Below are 20,368 nucleotides of genomic sequence, written 5' to 3'. Positions count from 1 at the left end.
ATCGCCACTGCGAACCCGGCGCGCGTAAGGCGCATCCGACGCTGACGGCGCGCACGCTGACAACTGCTAGACTCTCGCCGACCCGACCGACCATGCGCAAGACACTCAAGCGGCTTCTTCCCGACCACCACACAGTCAGTTCGAATCGCTGGCTGCGGCCGTTTGCGTCCACGCTGCTGCACCCACGGCTGTGGCACCTCAACCGCCATTCGGCGGCGGGCGCGGTTGCGGTGGGGATGTTCTGCGGACTGATCCCGGGGCCGCTGCAGATGATGGGCGCGGCAATCTGCTGCGTGCTGTTCCGGGTGAACCTGCCGCTGGCGCTGATCACCACCCTGTACAGCAACCCGCTGACGATCGTGCCGCTCTACGTGCTCGCCTTTGGCATCGGCAGCCTGATCCTGGGCAACGGCGACTTCGACTTCACGCCGCCGCCCGATCTGGTGGGGATGAATCCGGCGGTGTGGATCGGCGACCTCGCCGCGTGGGCGTCATCGCTCGGCAAGCCGCTCTTTCTCGGCCTCATCGTGCTCGCCGCCAGCCTGTCGATGCTGTCCTACCTGGCCGTGCGCTGGGGCTGGCGGCTGTGGTTGATCCGGCAATGGCGCAGACGGCCGTGGTCTAAACAGCACAAGGGCCCGCGTCAGCCGCGAGCCCCTGGACCCTGAACACCGTGCGCGGCGCTTTCAGACGTGGAAGCGGCTCGCCTGCTGGCGCAGCGTGGTCGCAAGCTGTTCCAGCGTCTCCGCGGTGCCGGTGGTCTCGCGTACCGATCCACTGTTGTGCTCGGCCATCTCGGCAATGCGCTCGATGTTGCGCGCGATCTCGTTGCTGGCCAGGCTCTGCTCGTTCAACGCGGTCGAGATCTCGCGCACCGCGGTCAGTACCTCGCCCGCGCCGCTGCTGATCTGCGCCATCGATTCACCGGCGCGGTTGCTCATCGCCACGCCGTCGCGTACCCGCTGCACGCCCTGCTGCATCGTCTCCACGGCGCGCCCGGTTCCCTGCTGGATCGCCTGCACCATCTGGCCGATCTCATGGGTCGCCAGCGAGGTGCGTTCGGCCAGCTTGCGTACTTCATCGGCCACCACCGCAAAGCCGCGCCCGCTCTCGCCCGCACGCGCCGCCTCGATCGCCGCGTTGAGCGCGAGCAGGTTGGTCTGGTCGGCGATGTCGCGGATCGAATCGACGATGGTGTTGATCTGGCGCGACTTCTCGCCGAGCTCGCGGATCGCGTCGCTCGACAGGTCGACCGCCTCGGCGATGCGCTCCATTTCGCTCACCGAGCGCTGCATCACGTCGCGGCCTTCGTCGGACAGGCGGCCGGAGTCTTCGGCCAGCTTCTGCGCCGTCAGCGCGTGGTGGGCGATGCCGTCGACCCCGCGCGACATCTCCTCCACGGCGGCGGCCACGCCGGATGCGGCGTCGCTCTGCGCCTCGGAGCCCTGCAGCACGCGCCGCGCCGACGCCGACAGCTCGGTCGCCGCACCGCCGACGTGCTCGGCGCCAAGCTGGATCTCGCGGATCAGCCCCGCCACCTGGTCAGCCATGCCGTTGAACTGGCGGGCGACCTCGGCAAGCTCGTCGTGCGCAGAGAACCGGACGCGGGCGCGGTAGTCACCCCCCGCAAACTGCTGCGCTCCGGTCGATAGCTCGCGCACCGAACGCAGGATGGCCAGATACACCGCGACGAACAGATAGGCCGCGAGCAGCATCGCCAGCACCGAGACGGTGATCTGCACCACCAGCCGATCCTCCAGCGTCTGCAGACGCGCCTCGAGCAGGCGACCGGCTTCGGGGCGCAGGACCTGGTCGAAATTGCGCACCGCGGTGTCGATCGAGCGGGTGACCAGCTCGAAGAAGGCTGCCGAGCCGATCGTGAAACGCTGGTCGAGGATCTCCTGCCGGGTCGTCACCCTGACCTCCTCCACGCCCGCAGAAATCTCCTTGCCCGCAGCGTCGAGCCGCGCGGCCAGCGCCGCGTTGATGCGCGCCGTGCGTTGCAGGCGCTCGACGAGTGCAGTCTCGGCCCGGCCAATCTCGGCCAGCAAGGACACCACGGCGTGCTCGTCGGCCTGCGTGAGCTCACGGCGCGCAGTGAGGCTGGTGCCGCGGGCGCGCAGTTGGCCGAGGCGCTCGCTCAGTTCCGGCAGGGTATTGAGCAGGGGTGCGATCAGGTTCGCGCTGACAGGGTCCGGATCCAGCGCGAGGCCGGACACGTCGCCCATGTCACCAAGCCAGCGCAGCAAGTCGGCGATCGCCTCGGTGTGGGTGCGGAAATTGTTCGGGCCTTCAAGGCGCAGCCCCTCGTCGGCCAGGCTCAACAGAGTGCCACGCACACGCTGCCAACCGGGCTGCAGCGGGGCCCAGCTCACATCGCCCGCGATCGCAGCATCGAGTGCCGTCATCGCGGCCTTGAGCTCCTGCGCCTTCTGTTCCCGTTTCGGCACCAGATCCGCGCTGCCGCCGAGCACGCCTGCAGACAGGCCGCGGTGCTGCTGCGTCTTGAGGATGACCGCGAATCCGGCGTCAAAGAGCTCCAGCCCGGAGATCTCCTGCTGGGTCACGCGAATCTCGCCGCGCAGGTTGTTGAAGATCTGCGTGAGCAGGACCGCCGAGGCGGCGGCACACACCAGGATGATCAGGCCGAACTTGAGTGGGTAACTCAGTCGATCGAGCAGGCGGATGGCAGGCAGGAAGAGCAGTTTCATGATCGGGGCACCGACACCACGGCCGGGATTTGATGCTGACCACAGGCCTATCGGCGCCCCACCGCCAAACTTTACCGAGTTCGAAGCGATTCTGTTCCTTGCGCCTGTTCAGGACAGGCGGCCGTCGCACAGGCGCAGCGTGCGCTGTGCGCGCGCGGCGAGCGCCTCGTCGTGGGTGACGATGACGAAGCTGGTCGCGAAGCGCTCGTTGAGCGACAGCATCAGGTCGAACACCGCACCGGCGGTGCGCCGGTCGAGGTTGCCGGTGGGCTCGTCGGCCAGCACGCACGCAGGCTGGGTGACCAGGGCGCGCGCCATCGCCGCGCGCTGGCGCTCGCCGCCGGAGAGTTCGCCCGGCGCATGATCGAGCCGGTGCGCCAGCCCGACCTCGCCCAGCATCTGCGCGGCGCGCTCGTCGGCCTCGGCGCGCGGCACGCGGCGGATGTACAGCGGCATGGCGACGTTCTCCAGCGCGCTGAACTCGGGCAGCAGGTGATGAAACTGATAGACGAAACCGAGCGCCTCGTTGCGCAGCCGGCCGCGCGCGGTCTCCGACAGCCCGGAGAAATCCTGCCCCATCAGGCGCACGCTGCCCGCGCTGGGCACGTCCAGCCCGCCCAGCAGATGCATCAGCGTGCTCTTGCCCGAACCGGACGCACCGACGATGGCGATGCGCTCGCCGCGCCCGACGCTGAGCGTCACCTCGTCGAGCACCCGCACCGCCTCGGCGCCTTCGCGAAAGTGCTTGCTCAGGCCCGTGCAGGCCACCACCGGCGGCGTCGCCGCGGCGGGCGTGAGGAATTGGCGATCACTCATAGCGCAGGGCCTCCGCCGGATTCACCCGCGACGCCCGCCAGCTCGGGTACAGCGCGGCGAGCAGGGTCAGCACGAAGGACACCGACACGATCCAGGTCACGTCGGCCGGCAGCACCTTCGAGGGCAGCTCGTTGATGTAATAGATTTCCTTGTTCCACAGTGTGGCACCGGTGAGCATCTCGAGCGCGGGGATGACCACGTCGAGGTTGTTGGCGATTGCCAGGCCGCCGATCACGCCTGCAGCCAGGCCGACCAGGCCGATGATCGAACCCTGCAGCACGAAGATGCCCATGATCGAGGCCGGGCTCGCGCCCAGGGTGCGCAGGATGGCGATGTCGGCGTACTTCTCCTGCACCGCCATCACCAGCGTGGACACGATGTTGAACGCCGCCACCGCGACGATCAGGAACAGGATCAGCGTCATCATCGTCTTCTCGAGCGCCACCGCGCGGAAGAAGTTGGCGTGGCTGCGCGTCCAGTCGGCCACCACCAAGCCGGGTTCGGTGATCGTCATCGCCAGCTCGCGCGCAACCCTCGGCGCGGCAAAGAGGTCGTCGAGCTTGAGGCGCACGCCGCTCACCGCGTCACCCAGCCGGTAAAGCGCCTGCGCATCGGCGACGTGCACCAGGGCGAGCCCGGAGTCGTACTCGTACATGCCGGCCTCGAAGATGCCCACGACCTCGAACTGCTTCACCCGCGGCAGCACCGCCGCCGGCGTCACCAGGCCCTGGGGCGCGATCAGCGTGACCTTGTCGCCCATCTGCACGCGCAGCGCCTGGGCGAGATCGCGGCCGAGCACGATGCCGAAGCGCCCGGCCTGCAGCGCGGCGAAGTCGCCGGCTTTCATGTAGCTGCCGAAATCCGCCACCTTGTCTTCCTCGGCCGGGATCACGCCGCGCACGATGGTGCCGCGCACGCCCTGGTCGAATGACAGCATGCCCTGCTCCTGCACGTAGGGCGCCGCCGCCTTCACCGACGGATGGCGCATCGCCTCGTCCGCCACCTGCTGCCACGAGAGCAGCCCGCCGTCGACGCTCTGCACCTGCACGTGGGAGGCCACGCCGAGGATGCGCGTACGCAATTCCTCCTGGAAACCGTTCATCACCGACAGCACCACGATCAGCGCGGCGACCCCCAGCGCGATGCCGAGCATCGACACGAAGGAGATGAACGAGATGAAGCGGTTGCGCCCCTGCGCCCGCTTACGCGAGCGCGTATAGCGCAGACCGACGAGAAATTCGTAACGCATCGACACCTGGCTTCCCGAATCCTTTGGCAACAAGGCCGGCATTGTGCCCGCGGATGGGTCCGCACGCGACAGCAAAGCGCATGTGAATGTAAGTCGCGAATCCACGCCCTCAACCCATCCGTCGTACGACACGCCCCCGGACCGGCATTCAAGGGCGATGAAGTACGGCTGGCAGCCCGCTTCGATTCGTGAAAAACTGAGTTCCCGATCCCGGTATCGCCATTGCGACCCATGCCGCCGCAAGACAAACCCTCGCCCGGGCGCTTCCACGCCCTGCTCGACCGCAGCGCAGCCGCGTGGCTGATCCTGGCGATCGGCCTGGTGGTGACGCTCGGGCTGTGGCAGTACTTCGGCACGCATTTCGCCGAGCGCGCGCGCGACCGGTTTTCTCATCGCGCCGAAGCCGCGAAGAACCTGCTGCTGTCACGCATGCAGGCACACGAGAAGATCCTGCGCGGCGCAGCCGCACTCTTTGCCGCCAGTGATCACGTCAGCCGCGCGGAATGGCGGGCCTACATTGCCGCGCTCGAGCTCGACAGATCCCTGCCCGGCATCCAGGGCACGGGCTTCACGCGGATGATTTCCGCCGATCAACTGGCCGCGCACGTCGCCGGGGTGCGCGCGGAAGGCTTTCCCGACTACGTCATCAATCCGCCAGGCGAGCGCGACGCCTACAGCAGCATCCTCTACCTCGAGCCCTTCACCGATCGCAACCTGCGCGCCTTCGGCTACGACATGTACTCCGAGCCGGTGCGCCGCGAGGCAATGCAGCGCGCCCGCGACTCTGGCGCGCCCGCCCTGTCGGGCAAGGTCACGCTGGTGCAGGAATCTGGCCCCGAGGTGCAGGCCGGCTTCCTGATCTACCTGCCGATCTACGCGCGTGGTACCGAGCCGGAAACGGTGAACGCGCGCCGCGAGGCGCTGCTCGGGTTCGTCTACAGCCCGTTTCGCGCGCACGACATCATGGACAGCATCTTCAGCGACAGACTGAACGATGTGGCCCTCGAACTCTTCGACGGCGCGCCGACGGCCGACAGCCTGCTGTTCGCCTCCGCGCAGCACAGCGCGCTCGCACGCTTCGTCGTCGACCATCCGGTGGACATTGCCGGCCGCACCTGGCTGGCGCGCTTCAGCAGCACGCCGGCCTTCGACGCTGACAACGACAGCGCCGAACCTGGGCTGATCCTGTTCGGCGGCACGACGATGAGCCTGATGCTCTTCGCCCTCCTCAACATCAACGCCCGTCACCGCCGCCGCATGCAGACCGCCGCCGCCCGGCTCGCGCAAAGTCGCGACGAGTTTCGCACGCTGGTCGAGAACGTCCCCGGCGTGGTGTTCCGCTGCCAGGTCGCCGCGCCTTGGTCCGTCATCCACATCAGCCCGAACATCCGGGCGCTTACCGGTGCCGCGCCCGAGGAGTTCGTGTCGGCGCACGTCTCTTTCGGCGACTTCATCGTCCCAGAAGACTTCACCACGATCGAGGACGCGATCGCGACCGCGCTGCGCGAGCGCACGAGCTACGAGGTGGAATACCGCATGCAGTCGCGCACCGGGCAGACGTACTGGGTCAGCGAGCGCGGCCACGTCTATGTCGACAGCAACGGCCAACCGCAGTGGCTGGACGGCGTCATCATCGACATCACCGAACGCAAGAAAGCCGAGGAGGCGATCCGCAACCTCGCCTTCGTCGACACGCTCACAAACCTGCCCAACCGCCGCTTCCTGCTCGAACGGCTGCGCCAGGGTCTGGCAAACAGCCGCCGCCATGGCAACCACGGCGCGCTGCTGTTCATCGACCTCGATCACTTCAAATCGATCAACGACACCTATGGCCACGAGGCCGGCGACCGGCTGCTGTGCGAGGTCGCGCGGCGGCTGCGCCAGAGCGTGCGCAAGGGCGACACCGTCGGCCGCCTCGGCGGCGACGAATTCGTGGTGATGCTCGAGGATCTCAGCGACAGCGCCGAGGCGGCCCGCGAAAAAGGCGCGGCGATCGGCGACAAGATCCTCGCCGCGCTCAACGAGCCCTTCGAGATCGACGGCGACCTGCACCAGAACACGCCAAGCATCGGCATGACCTGCTTCGGCAGCACGGACGAGCACGCCGAGGAGTTGTTGCGGCGCGCCGACGCGGCCATGTACCGCGCCAAGGCAGCGGGCCGAAATCGGCTGGAGACGAACAGCGCGCAGCCCGTCTAGCGCCTGCCGCGCCGGGCGCCATCCTTCCCCGCACCCGTTTGCAACCCGCTGTGCTGTCGTGCGCCGGGCTTCTTCAAACCGGCCTTGGGCGGGTCTTCGTCTCGCGCTTCGGCCTTGCGCGGCGGCGCCTTCTGCATCCCCGCCTGCTTCCCGCACACAGTGCTGGTGCTCGCCACCGCCGGCTGATGCCGCGGCACCAGGCAGTTCGGTCCGTTGCCGATCAGCTCTGCCCGCCCCATGCGCATCAGCCCCTCGCGCAGGAGCGGCCAGTTCTCCGGATCGTGCCAGCGCAGGAAGGCCTTGTGCAGCTTGCGGATCTTGCCCGCACGCGCGGTCTCGACCACCTCCGAATCCGCCGACACCTTCCTGAGCGGGTTCTTGCGCGAGTGGTACATCGTGGTCGCCAGCGCCATCGGCGTGGGCAGGAAGGTCTGCACCTGATCGAGGCGGAAGTTGTTCTTCTTCAGCCACAGCGCCAGATTGAGCATGTCCTCGTCGGTCGTGCCGGGGTGGGCGGCGATGAAGTACGGCACCAGGTGCTGCTTCTTGCCCGCCTGCGCCGAGAACTTCTCGAACATCTGGCGGAACTCCTCATACGCGCCGATGCCCGGCTTCATCATCTTGGAGAGCGTGTTCTCCTCGGTGTGCTCGGGCGCGATCTTGAGCAGCCCGCTGACGTGGTGCGTCACCAACTCCTTCACGTACTCCGGCGAGCGCACCGCCAGGTCGTAGCGCAGGCCCGAACCGATGGTGATGCGCTTGATGCCCGGCACCGCGCGCGCCTTGCGATACAGCTCGACCAGCGACGAGTGGTCGGTGTCGAGGTTCTCGCAGATGCCCGGATACACGCACGACAGCCGCCGGCAGTTCTCCTCGATCGCCTTGCTCTTGCACGCCATGCGGTACATGTTCGCCGTCGGCCCGCCGAGGTCGGTGATGTGGCCCTTGAAATCGGGCGACTTGTCGCGGATCTCCTCGATCTCGTGAATGATCGACTCGTGCGAGCGGCTCTGGATGATGCGGCCCTCGTGCTCGGTGATCGAGCAGAAGGTGCAGCCGCCGAAGCAGCCACGCATGATGTTGATCGAGAACTTGATCATGTCCCACGCCGGGATGCGCGCGCCGCCGTAGCTCGGGTGCGGCGCACGCGCAAAAGGCCGGTCGAACACGAAGTCCATCTCGGGCGTGGAGAGCGGCACCGGCGGCGGGTTGATCCACACGTCGCGCGCGCCGGGGCCTTCGCCGTGACACTGCACCATCGCGCGCGCATTGCCGGGGTTGGATTCGAGGTGGAACACGCGCGAGGCATGGGCGTACATCACCGCGTCTTCCTTGACCTGCTCGTACGACGGCAGGCGGATGAAGGTGTGCGCACGGTCGGCGCGACGCGCAGCCAGGCGCTCGGCTGCCGGCACGATGCGTACCGGCTGGGCGCCGTCGGCGGCGGGCCTGGGCGCAGCGGAGGCCGGCTCCATCGCGTAGGGGTCGGGGTGGGTGTCGATGCGGCCAGGCTTGTCGAGCGCAAGCGAATCGATCTCGTGCCATGCGTCCGCCGGCCGCCAGCCCGGCTTGACCATGAACGCGGTACCACGCAGGTCACGGATGGATTCGATCGGCTCGCCCGCAGCCAGGCGGTGGGTCAGCGCCACCAGCGCGCGCTCGGCGTTGCCGAAGAGCAGGATGTCGGCCTTGGAGTCGGGCAACACGGAGCGCCGTACCTTGTCCGACCAGTAGTCGTAGTGCGCGATGCGGCGCAGGCTGGCCTCGATGCTGCCGATCACGATCGGCGTGCCCGGATACGCCTCGCGCGCACGCTGGGCATACACCGTCACCGCACGGTCCGGGCGCTTGCCGGCTTCGGCGTTGGGCGTGTAGGCGTCTTCCGAGCGGATCTTGCGGTCCGACGTATAGCGGTTGACCAGCGAATCCATGTTGCCGGCGGTGATGCCGAAATACAGCCGCGGTTTGCCCAGCGCACGGAAAGGCTCGGCCGACTGCCAGTCGGGCTGGCTGAGGATGCCGACGCGAAAACCGTGGGCCTCGAGCAGCCGCCCGACCAGCGCCATGCCGAAGCTCGGGTGGTCGATGTAGGCGTCGCCGGTGACGAGGATGACGTCGCATTCGTCCCAGCCGAGCGCGTCCATCTCCTGGCGCGACATGGGCAGGAAAGGCGCGGCACGGCGGCCCGTGACGGCACCGTCGTCAATGCTGGAGGTCGTTGATTCGCCGGCGGATAGCGCGGCGTCGGAGGCAGGGAGTGATCGCATGATGGGCGCCATTGTATCGGGCGGCAGGGACGGACGCGCCATCGTTACGACCTCGCCCGCATGCGCCGGGAAGCACCCTTGTCGTTTCCGGATTCAGGCCAGCCAGGGGCTCGCAGCAAACACCAGTCGCTCACTGTCGCGTCGCCACACCACGGCGTCCCGCTGCACGGCGAGCCACCAGGTCTGCATGGCAGGATCGGGCCTGGGGGAAGCGAACGCCGCTGGATCGAGGACTGCGATACACCATGCCGGCTCCGGGTCGCGCACCGACGGGTAAATGATTCCGCCGATCGGGGCTTCACGCGCGACGCGGGCAAAGGCCTGGGTGGCGCTGTAGTCGGTGGGATGCTCCCAGGCACCGAGGTCGGTGGCAAAGGGCGGCTCGCGCAGGTCGACGACAGCGGTGGCGAGCCTGACCCGAAATGCGGTGTGGGCCACGGGCTCGATCCGCTCGAGATCGACGGCGTCCTGGAGGAATTTCCAGCGCCAGTACCCCAGCTCGGCGCAGGCCGTGCGCACACGCTGCGCGCCATAGAACACCCCGGGATCGGTGGCGCCCCGAAAGCGCGAACCGCCCCGCCGTGGGTCATAGCGAAACGGCGTGGCCAGCAGATAGTCCAGCGCGGAAACGCTGGAAGGCTGAGGGGGCTTGCTGGTCTCGAGCAGCAGCTCCAGCACATCCTGTTCGGCGGCGTCATCGACGATCTTCATGGTCGAGGCGACGTGCTGGGCTTCGACGATGCGCCAGGCCGGCGCCGCCCATGCGCGAGCCTCAGACGAGACCGCGAGAGGCGTCCAGATAGTGGACGACACGAACGAGTCCTTCGGTTTGGCTGATGAGTTCGATGGGGCGCGCGTTGAGCCCCTTGTTGTCGCTGTTGAGCCATGCGCGCGCGGTGCCCTCCTCGCCCACGATGGAATCGAGCGAGCGGAACAGGCGCACGAACAGCAGCGCAAACTCCCACTCCTTGCGGTGCTGCTCGAGCTGGTAGTCGCCGGCATAGAGCCGCGTGATGGTCGACGGGCTGACCCCCAAGACCTTGGCAAGCAGCGCGCGCGAAACGTTGAGCCGTTCGGCAGCGCGCGCGACCGCCTTCGAGAGCACAGCCGCCGCGTTGGCGGTTTGCACGGTTGCGGTGGCAGTGTTGATGGTAGCAGCGGCGGTGTTGGTGGCAGCGGCGGCAGTCATGGCGCACCTCCTTTCTCCAGAAATTTTAGTTCATATTTCTTTCTTCTGCAAAACAATAAAGCCAGAGTCGATTGATTGGACTCACCCGCCCGCCGTTCGCAAGCCCATCACCACAGCCGCGCATCGGGCCGGTAGTCGACACGCCGCGTCGTCACCCGCCGCGCATCCGGGTGCGCAGGGTTGAGCAGGTAATTCCAGCCCACCGGCACCACCACCGAAGGCACGCGCAGCAGCATTGACGCGCCGCGCGCGAGCCAGTCGTCGCCGATGCGCTGCGAAGCGGCGCTGCCCACCGACCAATCGAAGTTATCCGCAGCCCAGTCTTGAGGCAGCACCACGCCCTCGGCGGCGGCCACGGCCGCGGCGGGCAGCGTCACCTCGACCGCGACCATGTCGCGCGGCGGGCGCAGGGGGGTGTGGACGCGCTTTTCGAGCTGCGCGAGCGCGAGGCTGTCGGCGAGGTAGATCACCGGCCGGCCTACGCTGTTCCAGCGCCCCCCGACCGCCGCTGCGCCGTTGCCCGCGCAGGCGAAATCCTCGGCGGCGCAAAGCAGCGCACCCGTGTCGAGGTCGATCCAGTCCTGCGCCAGCCGCCACAGCGTGGCCGTGCGTGCGGCCATCAGGCGGCGGTGCCGGCCATGATGCGGCGCAAGGCGTTCATCACCGCCTGGTGGCCCGGCGTGGTGACGAGCAGTTCGATGGGAATCGCACCGCCCAGCACCGGGATGGGCGCACCCAGCCATTCGCGGGCGGCGGCCTCGTCGCCGAACACGCGCGTTGCCGCACGCTCGACGTCGATGAGGCGGGCGACGCGGTCGGAGTCGTCCTGCGACAGCGGCTTGCCCTCGCGCACGCGGCGGTCGTAGGTGGCCGGTGCCACGCCCAGCAGTTGCGCCAGGCTGCGCCCGCTGCGCCCGAAACCGTGGGCAAAGGCATCGAGCGAGCCGGGCTCGAAGCCCTCGCGCACCATGTGGTCGCGCTCGAGCGCCGACGCAGCGTGCAAGTAGTGCTCGATGCTGGCCCCGCCCCTCACGCCACCCATTGCGCCGCGCGCAGCGTAAGGGACCGCGGGTTCACGGGTCGACGGGCTTGGTTTGCTGGCGGACATCGTTATCACCTGATTGCTAAACGTGAATCAATTGAATCCCTTCGACTGCAATCTGTCAAGCCGCCGCACCGGCTACAGCGGGGATTCGCACGGCGGGTCGCTCTGGTCGCACGTGCTAGACTCGCGCGCTTCCAACGAAGCGTTCCCGATGCAGATCCAGCTCCTGATTCCCGGCCTGTTATGGCCTGTCGCCACTCTGCTCGGCCCGGCCTCCGGGCTCGCGCTCGACGGGCTGGCGACCCTGCTCGGCCGCGGGCGGCGGCAGGTTACGGCCTTCGAACCCTACGACCGCCAGCTCGCGCGGCTGTTCGGCCTGCACGGCGACACCCTGCCGCTGGCGACGCTGCGCCGCCTGGGCGAAGCCGATGCGCCAGCGCTCGAGCCCGGTAGCCACTGGCTGTGCGCAGACCCCGTAAACCTGTCGTTCGCCCGCGAACACCTGCTGCTGCAGGCGTTTCCGGACGAAGAACTGGACGCGGCGGAATGCGCCGAGCTGGTCCTTGAGCTCAACGAGATCTTCGCCGACCTCGGCCGCTTCGAGGCCTGCACCCCCACGCGCTGGTACCTGCGCCTGCACCAGCCGACCGCGGTCACGCTCTACCCGCTCGACGATGTGACCGGGCGCCCGGTCAAGCACTTCCTGCCCGAGGGCGACGACGCCCGCCTGTGGCAGCGCACGATGAACGAGGCGCAGATCGTGCTGCACAACCACGCACGCAGCCGTGCCCGCGAAGAGGCCGGCCGGCGCGCGGTCAATAGCGTGTGGCTGTGGGGCGCCGGCGCGCTCGACACACCGCCGCAGGCGCCCGCGCGCCACGTCCAGGCCACCGACCCGATCAGCATCGGGCTCGCCCGCGCGGCCGGCGCGGCGGTCGGCGCGCCGGACCCGGGTTCGGCGCTGAAGCAGGACACTCTGGTCGTGCTCGATGCGCTGCGCAAACCCGCCCAGCAGCTCGACCTCGACACCTGGCGCCGCGGCCTCGAGGCGCTCGAGCGCGACTGGTTCGCCCCGCTCGCCGACGCCGTGCAGCGCGGCCGGGTCGATACGCTGCGTCTGCTCGCCCCCGGCGACCGCGGCACGCTGCAGCTCGAGGTGCGCGCCAGCGAACGCTGGAAGTTCTGGCGCAAGCCCTACGCCTTCGACGCCCTGTTGAAGTCGATCGCCCCGGCGCCGGTGCAGTTGCCCGACGCCCCGCCTCCCATGAATCCGCACGCAAACCGATGACCCGCATCCAGTCCCGCGCCATCCCGCAGCAAGCCTTCAACCGCCTCGCCGATGCCGGCCTGCACCCGCTGCTCGCCCGCCTCTACGCCGCGCGCGGCATCAGTCGCGCCGACGAGCTCGACACCAGCCTGAAGAACCTGCTGCCGCCCGAGGCGCTCACCGGCACGACCGAGGCCGCGATCCTGCTCGCCGACGCCATCGAGGCCGGCGCGCGCATGGTCATCGTCGCCGACTACGACTGCGACGGCGCCACCGCGTGCGCGGTCGGCGTGCGCGCGCTGCGCGCCTTCGGTGCCGACGTGCATTACCTGGTGCCCGATCGCGTAACCCTCGGCTACGGCCTCACCCCGGCCATGGTAGAGATCGCCGCGCGCCTGGAGCCGGATGTACTCATCACCGTCGACAACGGCATCGCCAGCGTCGAAGGCATCGCCGCCGCGCGCGCCCACGGCATGGCCACGGTGATCACCGACCACCACCTGCCGGGCGACGTGCTGCCCGAGGCCGACGTGATCGTGAACCCCAACCAGCCCGGCTGCGACTTCCCGAGCAAGGCGCTGGCCGGCGTGGGCGCGATGTTCTACACCATGCTCGCGCTGCGCGCCGAGCTGCGCGAGCGCGGCGCCTTTGCCGGCGCCAAGGAGCCCAACCTCGCCGACCTGCTCGACCTGGTCGCGCTCGGCACCGTGGCCGACGTGGTGAAGCTCGACCGCAACAACCGCATCCTGGTCGCGCAGGGCCTCACCCGCATGCGCGCCGGGCGCCTGCAGCCGGGCATCCGCGCGCTGTTCGCGGTGGCCGGGCGCGACCCGGGGCGTGCCAGCACGACGGACCTCGGCTTCATGATCGGCCCGCGCCTGAACGCCGCCGGCCGGCTGTCGGACATGAGCCTGGGCATCGAATGCCTGATCACCGACGACGCCGGGCGCGCGATGAACATCGCCCAGGAACTGGACAAGCTCAACCGCGAACGGCGCAGCATCGAGGCCGGCATGCAGGAAGATGCGCTGGTCCGGCTGGAGGGGTTCGATGCCGGCAACCGCGCCACCGTCGCGCTGTTCGAGCCCGACTGGCACCAGGGCGTGATCGGCATCGTCGCCGGGCGCATCAAGGAACGCCTGCACCGCCCGACGATCGCCTTCGCGCGCGCCGGCGACGGCGAACTCAAGGGTTCCGGGCGCTCGATCCCCGGCCTGCACCTGCGCGACGCGCTCGATCTCGTCACCAAGCGCCAGCCCGATCTCATCGTGCGCTTCGGCGGCCACGCCATGGCGGCGGGCCTCACCATCCGCGAATCCGAGCTCGCGCGCTTCGACGCGGCATTCGAGGAGGCGGTGGGCGAACTGCTCGAGCCCGCCCAGCTCGAGCGCCGCATCGACACCGACGGCAGCCTGGAATCCGGCTATTTCGCGCTCGACGCCGTGCGCCTGCTCGAGCACGAGATCTGGGGCCAGGGCTTTCCGGCGCCGGTGTTCGACGACGTATTCCGAGTAGAGCGCCAGCGCCTGTTGAAGGACAAACACCTCAAGCTCGACCTGTGCCGCAACGCCTCGCGCTACGAGGCCATCCAGTTCAACCACGCCGGCGGCGCGCCGGATCAGATCCACGCAGCCTACCGCCTGGGGATCAACGAGTTCCGCGGCGTGTCGAGCGTGCAGTTGATGCTGGAGCATTTCGAAGCGGCCTGAGCTTCGAACAGGCGGTCGCACTCCGCCCGCACCGCGCGGTAACACTCGCAGGCGCGCGCCTCGAGGCCGGCGCGATCATTCACCGTGATGTGTCCGCGCCGATAACGGATCAGGCCCTCCGCCTGCAGCTTGCCCGCCGCCTCGGTGACCGCCTCGCGGCGCACGCCGAGCATGTGCGCGATCACCTCCTGGGTGACATCGACCTGATTGCCCGGCAACAGGTCCAGGCTCGACAGCAGCCAGCGGCACAATTGGCGGTCAACGAGGTGGTGGCGATTGCAGACGATGCTGTAGGCCATCTGCGCCATCAGCGCCTGGGCATAGCACAGCGACAGGCGCTGCAGACTTCCGCCCTGATCCCGTTCCCGGCACATCACCTCGGCCGGCAGGCGCCAGGCCTCGCCCCCGCTCTGCACCGTCATCGCAAAGCGCGTGCTCACACCCCCGAGCACGAGCGGAATGCCGACCAGGCCGTCCTTGCCCGTCATCGCCAGCTCGGCCGACGCGCCGCTGTCGTTGGCAAGGATCAGCGCCACGATGGCGGTGGTGGGAAAGTACGCGAACTCGAAGGGCGCACCCGGTGCATGAAGCAGCGCACCCGGCACCAGGGTGACATGCTCGAACTCCCCCACCAGCCGCGCGTAATCGCGATCTGGAAGCGCCGCCAGAATCTGGTTCTGGCGCGGATCGTCCATCGGTAACCCCACCTTGTTGCCCCACTGCTGCTGATACCGCCAATCGGTGTGCGCTGCGCACAAAGACCCGCAGCGCGACGCGTGTCCGGTGGAATTTGTATTCCTTATGTCGGCACGCATCTGTTCGACGGCGCACGTAAGTGCCGAAGACGAGCCCCCAAGGTTCGGCAGCTCCCCCCGAATTTCACCCCTTTTCGGAAAGTGCCTTCAGCGCTGGCGCGGGTTTGAAGATCGCCGCAATCGGCACGATCGCGTAGCTGCGGGACAGGATCGGGTCCTCGGGTCAGGCGGAAATCTAAACCAAAGTCTAATTCCAGCACGCCCCGCTTCCGCTTACCTTCTCTTCGCGCTCGGTGTTAAGTGGTTTTGACGCGCACCGGCACGTGGCGAAAGGGTTCGCCGTACTTCGAGGGCCGCCGAACTCTCGAGACTAATCAGAAAGGAGACATGGATGGCTTTGCTCAACAGAATGGATTGGTACGACCTGGCGAGAACCACGAACTGGACGCCCTCGTATGTGACCGAAGACGAATTGTTCCCGCCGAAGCACTCGGGCGAATTCGGACTGCCGCTGAGCGCGTGGGAAAAATATGACGAACCGTACAAGCAGACCTATCCGGAATATGTGAAAGTCCAGCGCGACAAGGATGCCGGCGCGTACTCGGTGAAAGCCGCGCTCGAGCGCAGCCGCATCTTTGAGAATGCCGATCCGGGCTGGAAGTCGGTGATGAAGGCCCACTACGGCGCCATTGCCCGCGGCGAATATGCGGCAGCCAGTGCCGAGGCCCGCATGATGCGTTTCTCGAAGGCGCCAGGCATGCGCAACATGGCGACGCTGGGCTGTATGGATGAAATCCGCCACGGCCAGCTACAGCTCTACTTCCCGCACGAGCATGTGTCCAAGGACCGCCAGATGGACTGGGCGTTCAAGGCCTACGACACCAACGAGTGGGCGATGATCGCCGCGCGCCACTTCTTCGACGACATCATGGTCCGCGATGCGATCAGCATTTCCATCATGCTGACCTTCAGCTTCGAAACCGGCTTCACCAACATGCAGTTCCTTGGCCTGGCGGCGGATGCGGCAGAAGCCGGCGACCACACCTTCGCCAACCTGATCTCGAGTATCCAGACCGATGAATCGCGCCACGCCCAGATTGGCGGCCCGGCGCTCAAGGTGCTCATCGAAAACGGCCATAAGGCGGAGGCGCAAAAGCGCGTCGACATTGCCGTCTGGCGCGCCTGGAAGCTGTTCTCGGTGCTGACTGGCCCGATCATGGACTACTACACCCCGCTTGAGCACCGCCAGCAGTCGTTCAAGGAGTTCATGGAGGAATGGATCGTCGCCCAGTTCGAGCGCGCCCTGACCGACATGGGCCTGGATCTGCCCTGGTACTGGGACATCTTCCTGAACGACCTGAGTCAGACCCACCACGGCATGCACCTGGGCTCCTACTTCTGGCGCCCGACCCTGTGGTGGAATCCGGCCGCGGGCGTCACGCCGGACGAGCGCGCCTGGCTCGAGGAGAAATATCCCGGCTGGAACGACACCTGGGGCCAATGCTGGGACGTTTTCATCGACAACGTGGTGGACGGCAACATGGCCATGACCTACCCGGAAACCCTGCCCTACGTCTGCAACATGTGCCAGTTGCCGATCCTCGGCACGCCGGGCAAGGGCTGGAACGTGAAGGACTATCCGCTCGAATACAACGGCCGCTTGTACCACTTCGGCTCCGAGGTGGATCGCTGGGTCTTCCAGCAGGATCCGGAGCGTTATGCCGGCCACCTCTCCATCGTCGATCGCTTCCTGGCCGGGATGATCCAGCCGATGGATCTGGGCGGCGCGCTCAAGTACATGGACCTCGCACCCGGCGAAATTGGCGACGACGCGCACAACTACGCGTGGGCCGAAGTGTACCGCGCGCTGCGTGCCACCAAGAAAGTCAGCTAAGCAAACCAATCAGGCAGGCCGGCGCTACAGCCGCCGGCCCATCAAGGAGACAAGACTTATGGCGCTATTTCCACTGACCTCCAATTTCGAGGGGGACTTCGTGCTGCAACTGGTGGCCGTCGATTCCGAGAACACCATGGACGAGGTCGCCGCCGCTGCCGCAGTGCATTCCGTCGGTCGACGTGTGCGCGCGCGCCCCGACTGCGTCATGCGCATCCGTCGCCAGGGCGGCGAGGCATTTCTGCCGCGCACGATGAAGGTTTCCGAATCGGGCCTCAAGCCGACGGAAACCGTCGAAATCATCTGGGAAGCTGCGCCCCACTGACGGCCCGGCATTCATGACGATCTGGGAGAGAACCATGAGCTTCACGAAGGTGTGCACGGTCGAGGACCTGTGGGAAGGGGAGATGGAGTCGTTCACCGTCAATGGCCACGACATCCTGCTGGTGTGCGCCGAAGGGGGCGAGTTCAAGGCTTTCCAGGGAATCTGCCCACATCAGGACATCCCGCTGTCGGAGGGCAAGTTCGACGGCCAGAAGATCATCTGCCGCGCCCACCTGTGGCAGTTCGATGCCGCTTCGGGCCAGGGCATCAACCCGGACGACTGCGCGCTGGCGCAATACCCGGTCAAGCTCGACGGCGACGACATCCTGGTCCGCACCGAGGGCGTGAGCCCCCTGTTTGCCCATAGCTGAGCCATCCGCGCCGGCGAATGCGGCGGTGACGGAAAGGAACGAGGAAGAAAAGATGAGCACGTCGAATGCAGGACAGTCCTATCACAACAACATGGTCGGCCCGGTGATGCGTGCCGGCGACCTGGCGATGGCAGTGATCGAGGCGGCCAGGATCGATAACCCGGGCAAGGAAATATTCGTGGAGGACAAGCGCGCGTATGTCCGGATTCATGCCGAACAGGAAATGATCCTGCGCCAGCAAACCATCGAAGAAGAGCTGGGGCGACCTTTCAAGATCAATGACCTGGAAGTGGACCTGAGTTCGTTCGCGGGCCAGATCGAGAGCCAGGACAACGCCGTGCGCTTTTACTTCAACAAGAAGCTCTGAGTGCGGATCGGGCCCTGCCCGACCGCACCTGACACGAAAAACAGAGGAGACAAGGAAATGTCGGAAGTCCAGCAACTGAAGCCGCTGAAGACCTGGAGCCATCTCGCCGCGCGCCGCCGCAAGCCGAGCGAGTACGAGATCGTCAGCACCAACCTGCACTACAACGATCGGGATCCGAATGCGCCCTTCGAGCAGGATCCCAACACGTTCATGAACAGCTGGTACAAGAAGAACACCTTCGCGACCCCGCTCAAGCATGAAGACTGGAACGCCTTCCGCGATCCGGACGAAGTGGTCTACCGCACCTACAACATGATGCAGGACGGTCAGGAAACCTATGTTTTCGGGCTGTTCGACCAGTTCAACCAGCGCGAGAACGACAGGGCGCTCGATCCGCGCTGGGCGGGCTCGCTGGCTCGCTTCTACACGCCGTCGCGTTATCTGTTCCACACCTTGCAGATGGCTTCGGCCTATGTGGGTCAGGTGTCACCGGCGAGCACCATCACCAACTGCAACTACTTCCAGATGGCCGACAGCCTGCGCTGGCTGAGCCACACCGCCTATCGCACCAAGGAGTTGTCTACGGCCTTCCCCGACAAGGGCTTCGGCACCGATGAGCGGCGTTATTGGGAGCACGACCCGGTCTGGCAGGGCTTCCGCGAATTGATGGAAAAGACGCTGACGGTCTGGGACTGGGGCGAGGCGGTGATCGTGCTCAACCTGGTTGCCAAGCCGGCGATCGAGGAAAGCGTGCTGCGCAAGCTGGGCGATTCCGGACGCCACAACGGCGATACGCTGCTCGGGATGATCACCGACGTGCAACTGATCGATTCGGCCCGCCACCGCCGCTGGGTGAGCGCCCTCATCAAGATGGCGCTGGAAACACCGGGCAACCTGGAAACCATCCGGGGCTGGATTGCCAGGTGGGAACCGCTCGCCGACAAGGCGATCGAGGCCTACTGCTCGCTTCTGCCCGATGTTCCGGACGCCGCCGCGTCCGCCAAATCGGCAACGCGCGAATTCCGTCATTCCCTCGGGCTGTAAGGGCCGCCACGTCTTTGACGGTTCGGGGCGCAGAGCCGACCCGGAAGCACCTCTTTTCGTGACCGAGGGACCATGAGCGATCAGGCAAGAATCACCAATCAGAAGGATGGCACCACTTTCGCCCACGCGCCGGGGGATAGCGTTCTGCGCGCTGCGTTGCGAGCCGGTGTCGGGCTGAGCTACGAATGCAACTCCGGGGGTTGTGGTGGGTGCAAGTTCGAGCTGATTGAAGGCGAAGTCGAGAATTTGTGGCCCGAAGCACCAGGCCTTACCGAGCGCGACAAGCGGCGCGGTCGGCATCTGGCCTGTCAGTGCGTGCCACGCGGCGACATCACGATTTCAGCACCCAGTGCAGCCGAGTACGCGCCCCGTCGCCCGCCGCAGCGCCAGTCCGCCCGCTTGGCCTTGGTGCGGGACATTACCCACGACATCCGCGAATTCCGCTTTGTCGCAACGGCCGGGGCCGACTTCCTGCCAGGCCAGTATGCGATGCTCGATCTCCCCGGGGTGACCGGTTCGCGCGCCTATTCGTTGGCGAACACGCCCAACGCCGAGCGCGAGTGGCATTTCCAGATTCGCCGTGTTCCGCATGGCCTCGGCACGCATGCCTTGTTCGATCGCCTTGCGAGGGGCGACGAAATCGGACTCGACGGACCGTATGGCGTGGCCTATCTGCGCACCGACAGCCCGCGTGACATCGTTTGCGTCGCCGGCGGATCGGGCCTGGCGCCGATGGTATCCATCGCACGGGGTGCGGTCGAAGCCGGGATGCTCGGCGAGCGGACGCTGTACTTCTTCTACGGCGCACGTACGGCACGCGATGTGTGCGGCGAGGACCTGCTCTCGTCACTGGCAGGATTTGGCGATCGAATCCGCTTCATCCCCGTCGTCTCCCTGCCCGGTGACGATGGGCAATGGTCGGGCGCGACCGGTTACGTCCACGACCACCTGGAACGCGTATTGCCCGAAGGACTTTCCAACTACGAGTTCTATTTCGCCGGTCCGCCTCCCATGACGCAGGCCCTGCAAGAACTGCTGATGGTCGGTCACAAAGTGCCATTCGGCCAGATCCACTTCGACCGCTTTTTCTGACGAGCGCAGTGGCGAGAGGCTGCCTCGCTTTTTTCCGGAGAGTGTTGGATGCTCTACAAACGTTAATGT

Annotated in this window: 19 protein-coding genes; 10 read left to right on the top strand and 9 right to left on the bottom strand. The window is 66.9% G+C overall.

The features are described 5' to 3' along the window. Positions 1–92 precede the first annotated feature (92 nt). Positions 93–668, top strand: coding sequence for a DUF2062 domain-containing protein (locus RBT54_RS02455; protein ID WP_320363755.1), 576 nt, complete (start codon positions 93–95; stop codon positions 666–668). Between the two features lie 18 nt (positions 669–686). On the opposite strand, the gene RBT54_RS02450 is transcribed toward RBT54_RS02455, so the two are convergent. From RBT54_RS02450 to RBT54_RS02440, 3 genes are all read right to left on the bottom strand, one after another. Next, positions 687–2,711 carry a methyl-accepting chemotaxis protein gene (locus RBT54_RS02450; protein WP_320363753.1) on the bottom strand — a complete coding sequence of 675 codons (2,025 nt, stop codon included), beginning with the start codon at positions 2,709–2,711 and terminating at the stop codon, positions 687–689. Between the two features lie 108 nt (positions 2,712–2,819). Then, a complete protein-coding gene (lolD, locus tag RBT54_RS02445; protein ID WP_320363750.1) occupies positions 2,820–3,527 on the bottom strand; it encodes a lipoprotein-releasing ABC transporter ATP-binding protein LolD in 708 nt (235 codons plus the stop codon). Further along, the gene (locus RBT54_RS02440) at positions 3,520–4,776 is read right to left on the bottom strand and encodes a lipoprotein-releasing ABC transporter permease subunit (protein ID WP_320363748.1); all 1,257 of its coding nucleotides are present in this window, start codon (positions 4,774–4,776) and stop codon (positions 3,520–3,522) included. The genes lolD and RBT54_RS02440 overlap by 8 nt, the downstream gene beginning before the upstream one ends. Before the next feature lie 231 nt (positions 4,777–5,007). On the opposite strand from RBT54_RS02440, the gene RBT54_RS02435 reads away from it, so the two are divergent. Then, positions 5,008–6,975: a CHASE domain-containing protein gene (locus RBT54_RS02435; RefSeq protein ID WP_320363746.1), complete on the top strand. Its 1,968-nt coding sequence runs from the start codon at positions 5,008–5,010 to the stop codon at positions 6,973–6,975. Here the strand turns inward: RBT54_RS02435 and RBT54_RS02430 are convergent. The 5 genes from RBT54_RS02430 to RBT54_RS02410 all read right to left on the bottom strand — a co-directional run bounded on the left by RBT54_RS02430 (position 6,972) and on the right by RBT54_RS02410 (position 11,539). Further along, a complete protein-coding gene (locus RBT54_RS02430; protein ID WP_320363941.1) occupies positions 6,972–9,134 on the bottom strand; it encodes a YgiQ family radical SAM protein in 2,163 nt (720 codons plus the stop codon). The genes RBT54_RS02435 and RBT54_RS02430 overlap by 4 nt on opposite strands. A 201-nt stretch (positions 9,135–9,335) precedes the next feature. Next, on the bottom strand, positions 9,336–10,055 hold the full coding sequence (locus RBT54_RS02425) for an RES family NAD+ phosphorylase (RefSeq protein ID WP_320363744.1): 720 nt from the start codon (positions 10,053–10,055) through the stop codon (positions 9,336–9,338). Next, positions 10,015–10,431, bottom strand: a complete 417-nt coding sequence (locus RBT54_RS02420; RefSeq protein ID WP_320363742.1) for an antitoxin Xre-like helix-turn-helix domain-containing protein — start codon at positions 10,429–10,431, stop codon at positions 10,015–10,017. Before RBT54_RS02420 ends, RBT54_RS02425 begins: the two co-directional genes overlap by 41 nt. Positions 10,432–10,538: 107 nt before the next feature. Then, positions 10,539–11,051, bottom strand: a complete 513-nt coding sequence (locus RBT54_RS02415) for an RES family NAD+ phosphorylase (protein WP_320363740.1) — start codon at positions 11,049–11,051, stop codon at positions 10,539–10,541. Next, the gene (locus tag RBT54_RS02410) at positions 11,051–11,539 is read right to left on the bottom strand and encodes an antitoxin Xre/MbcA/ParS toxin-binding domain-containing protein (protein WP_320363738.1); all 489 of its coding nucleotides are present in this window, start codon (positions 11,537–11,539) and stop codon (positions 11,051–11,053) included. The genes RBT54_RS02415 and RBT54_RS02410 overlap by 1 nt, the downstream gene beginning before the upstream one ends. 148 nt (positions 11,540–11,687) lie before the next feature. On the opposite strand from RBT54_RS02410, the gene RBT54_RS02405 reads away from it, so the two are divergent. Together RBT54_RS02405 and recJ are read left to right on the top strand one after the other, a co-directional pair. Beyond that, positions 11,688–12,764, top strand: a complete 1,077-nt coding sequence (locus RBT54_RS02405) for a hypothetical protein (protein WP_320363736.1) — start codon at positions 11,688–11,690, stop codon at positions 12,762–12,764. Then, positions 12,761–14,452, top strand: a complete 1,692-nt coding sequence (recJ, locus tag RBT54_RS02400) for a single-stranded-DNA-specific exonuclease RecJ (protein ID WP_320363735.1) — start codon at positions 12,761–12,763, stop codon at positions 14,450–14,452. The genes RBT54_RS02405 and recJ overlap by 4 nt, the downstream gene beginning before the upstream one ends. On the opposite strand, the gene RBT54_RS02395 is transcribed toward recJ, so the two are convergent. Next, positions 14,377–15,147, bottom strand: coding sequence for a Crp/Fnr family transcriptional regulator (locus RBT54_RS02395; protein ID WP_320363733.1), 771 nt, complete (start codon positions 15,145–15,147; stop codon positions 14,377–14,379). The two genes, recJ and RBT54_RS02395, sit on opposite strands and share 76 nt — an antisense overlap. A gap of 451 nt (positions 15,148–15,598) precedes the next feature. Here RBT54_RS02395 and RBT54_RS02390 point away from each other — a divergent pair, with 451 nt between their 5' ends. From RBT54_RS02390 to RBT54_RS02365, 6 genes are all read left to right on the top strand, one after another. Beyond that, positions 15,599–17,101, top strand: coding sequence for an aromatic/alkene/methane monooxygenase hydroxylase/oxygenase subunit alpha (locus RBT54_RS02390; protein WP_320363730.1), 1,503 nt, complete (start codon positions 15,599–15,601; stop codon positions 17,099–17,101). Positions 17,102–17,159: 58 nt separating this feature from the next. Beyond that, positions 17,160–17,426: a toluene-4-monooxygenase system B family protein gene (locus RBT54_RS02385; RefSeq protein WP_320363727.1), complete on the top strand. Its 267-nt coding sequence runs from the start codon at positions 17,160–17,162 to the stop codon at positions 17,424–17,426. Between the two features lie 34 nt (positions 17,427–17,460). Next, the gene (locus RBT54_RS02380) at positions 17,461–17,796 is read left to right on the top strand and encodes a Rieske 2Fe-2S domain-containing protein (protein WP_320363726.1); all 336 of its coding nucleotides are present in this window, start codon (positions 17,461–17,463) and stop codon (positions 17,794–17,796) included. A 52-nt stretch (positions 17,797–17,848) separates the two neighbouring features. Further along, positions 17,849–18,163 carry an MmoB/DmpM family protein gene (locus RBT54_RS02375; RefSeq protein ID WP_320363724.1) on the top strand — a complete coding sequence of 105 codons (315 nt, stop codon included), beginning with the start codon at positions 17,849–17,851 and terminating at the stop codon, positions 18,161–18,163. A 57-nt stretch (positions 18,164–18,220) separates the two neighbouring features. Then, on the top strand, positions 18,221–19,207 hold the full coding sequence (locus tag RBT54_RS02370; protein WP_320363722.1) for an aromatic/alkene monooxygenase hydroxylase subunit beta: 987 nt from the start codon (positions 18,221–18,223) through the stop codon (positions 19,205–19,207). Between the two features lie 72 nt (positions 19,208–19,279). After that, positions 19,280–20,299, top strand: a complete 1,020-nt coding sequence (locus RBT54_RS02365; protein ID WP_320363721.1) for a 2Fe-2S iron-sulfur cluster-binding protein — start codon at positions 19,280–19,282, stop codon at positions 20,297–20,299. Positions 20,300–20,368 lie beyond the last annotated feature (69 nt).

The sequence above is a fragment of the Thauera sp. genome (genome assembly GCF_034003485.1).
In the GTDB taxonomy this organism is placed as follows: domain Bacteria; phylum Pseudomonadota; class Gammaproteobacteria; order Burkholderiales; family Rhodocyclaceae; genus Thauera.
This window is presented reverse-complemented; position numbering and strand designations above follow the sequence as displayed.

What these genes read in the sequence shown, in the direction of transcription:
- RBT54_RS02455 (WP_320363755.1), top strand. Translation starts at nt 93, where the DNA reads ATGCGCAAGACACTCAAGCGGCTTCTTCCCGACCACCACACAGTCAGT.
- RBT54_RS02450 (WP_320363753.1), bottom strand. Translation starts at nt 2,711, where the DNA reads ATGAAACTGCTCTTCCTGCCTGCCATCCGCCTGCTCGATCGACTGAGT.
- lolD (WP_320363750.1), bottom strand. Translation starts at nt 3,527, where the DNA reads ATGAGTGATCGCCAATTCCTCACGCCCGCCGCGGCGACGCCGCCGGTG.
- RBT54_RS02440 (WP_320363748.1), bottom strand. Translation starts at nt 4,776, where the DNA reads ATGCGTTACGAATTTCTCGTCGGTCTGCGCTATACGCGCTCGCGTAAG.
- RBT54_RS02435 (WP_320363746.1), top strand. Translation starts at nt 5,008, where the DNA reads ATGCCGCCGCAAGACAAACCCTCGCCCGGGCGCTTCCACGCCCTGCTC.
- RBT54_RS02430 (WP_320363941.1), bottom strand. Translation starts at nt 9,134, where the DNA reads ATGTCGCGCCAGGAGATGGACGCGCTCGGCTGGGACGAATGCGACGTC.
- RBT54_RS02420 (WP_320363742.1), bottom strand. Translation starts at nt 10,431, where the DNA reads ATGACTGCCGCCGCTGCCACCAACACCGCCGCTGCTACCATCAACACT.
- RBT54_RS02415 (WP_320363740.1), bottom strand. Translation starts at nt 11,051, where the DNA reads ATGGCCGCACGCACGGCCACGCTGTGGCGGCTGGCGCAGGACTGGATC.
- RBT54_RS02410 (WP_320363738.1), bottom strand. Translation starts at nt 11,539, where the DNA reads ATGTCCGCCAGCAAACCAAGCCCGTCGACCCGTGAACCCGCGGTCCCT.
- RBT54_RS02405 (WP_320363736.1), top strand. Translation starts at nt 11,688, where the DNA reads ATGCAGATCCAGCTCCTGATTCCCGGCCTGTTATGGCCTGTCGCCACT.
- recJ (WP_320363735.1), top strand. Translation starts at nt 12,761, where the DNA reads ATGACCCGCATCCAGTCCCGCGCCATCCCGCAGCAAGCCTTCAACCGC.
- RBT54_RS02395 (WP_320363733.1), bottom strand. Translation starts at nt 15,147, where the DNA reads ATGGACGATCCGCGCCAGAACCAGATTCTGGCGGCGCTTCCAGATCGC.
- RBT54_RS02390 (WP_320363730.1), top strand. Translation starts at nt 15,599, where the DNA reads ATGGCTTTGCTCAACAGAATGGATTGGTACGACCTGGCGAGAACCACG.
- RBT54_RS02385 (WP_320363727.1), top strand. Translation starts at nt 17,160, where the DNA reads ATGGCGCTATTTCCACTGACCTCCAATTTCGAGGGGGACTTCGTGCTG.
- RBT54_RS02380 (WP_320363726.1), top strand. Translation starts at nt 17,461, where the DNA reads ATGAGCTTCACGAAGGTGTGCACGGTCGAGGACCTGTGGGAAGGGGAG.
- RBT54_RS02375 (WP_320363724.1), top strand. Translation starts at nt 17,849, where the DNA reads ATGAGCACGTCGAATGCAGGACAGTCCTATCACAACAACATGGTCGGC.
- RBT54_RS02370 (WP_320363722.1), top strand. Translation starts at nt 18,221, where the DNA reads ATGTCGGAAGTCCAGCAACTGAAGCCGCTGAAGACCTGGAGCCATCTC.
- RBT54_RS02365 (WP_320363721.1), top strand. Translation starts at nt 19,280, where the DNA reads ATGAGCGATCAGGCAAGAATCACCAATCAGAAGGATGGCACCACTTTC.